This window comes from Rhizobium sp. PL01 (assembly GCF_033447125.1).
In the GTDB taxonomy this organism is placed as follows: domain Bacteria; phylum Pseudomonadota; class Alphaproteobacteria; order Rhizobiales; family Rhizobiaceae; genus Pararhizobium.
In genome coordinates this window covers 1-1,052 of record NZ_JAWQUM010000033.1, presented here as the reverse complement: position 1 = coordinate 1,052, position 1,052 = coordinate 1, and the positions used below count along the sequence as shown (strand labels likewise).

The 1,052-nt window shown below is 59.5% G+C and carries 1 protein-coding gene; it reads left to right on the top strand.

Going from position 1 to position 1,052, the window contains the following annotated elements; translation table 11 throughout:
* Positions 1 to 1,052: elongation factor Tu (gene tuf / locus R6X40_RS31540; RefSeq protein WP_318419126.1), on the top strand; the 1,052-nt coding region annotated here is incomplete at both ends.

Genomic DNA, 1,052 nt, shown 5'->3' with positions numbered 1-1,052 from the left:
ATGGCAAAGAGCAAATTTGAGCGCAATAAGCCGCACGTTAACATTGGCACGATCGGCCACGTCGACCATGGCAAGACGTCGCTGACGGCAGCGATCACGAAGTATTTCGGCGAATACAAGGCGTACGACCAGATCGACGCAGCGCCGGAAGAAAAGGCCCGCGGCATCACCATCTCGACGGCGCACGTCGAGTATGAAACGCCTGCCCGTCACTATGCCCACGTTGACTGCCCCGGCCACGCCGACTACGTCAAGAACATGATCACCGGTGCAGCGCAGATGGACGGCGCGATCCTGGTTTGCTCGGCTGCCGACGGCCCGATGCCACAGACCCGCGAGCACATCCTGCTTGCCCGTCAGGTTGGCGTTCCGGCGATCGTCGTGTTCCTCAACAAGGTTGACCAGGTCGACGACGCTGAACTGCTCGAGCTCGTTGAACTCGAAGTTCGCGAACTTCTGTCGATGTACGACTTCCCGGGCGACGACATTCCGATCATCAAGGGTTCGGCTCTGGCTGCGCTTGAAGATTCGGACAAGAAGATCGGCGAAGACGCGATCCGCGAGCTGATGGCTGCTGTTGACGCCTACATTCCGACGCCTGAGCGTCCGATCAACCTGCCGTTCCTGCTGCCGATCGAAGACGTGTTCTCGATCTCGGGCCGTGGTACGGTTGTGACCGGCCGCGTCGAACGTGGCATCGTCAAGGTTGGTGAAGAAGTCGAGATCGTCGGCATCCGTCCGACTGCCAAGACGACTGTTACCGGCGTTGAAATGTTCCGCAAGCTGCTCGATCAGGGCCAGGCTGGCGACAACATCGGTGCTCTCGTTCGCGGCGTTACCCGTGACGGCGTCGAGCGTGGTCAGATCCTGTGCAAGCCGGGTTCGGTCAAGCCGCACAAGAAGTTCATGGCTGAAGCCTACATCCTGACGAAGGAAGAAGGCGGCCGTCATACACCGTTCTTCACCAACTACCGTCCGCAGTTCTACTTCCGCACAACGGACGTGACCGGCATCGTGTCGCTTCCTGAAGGCACGGAAATGGTTATGCCTGG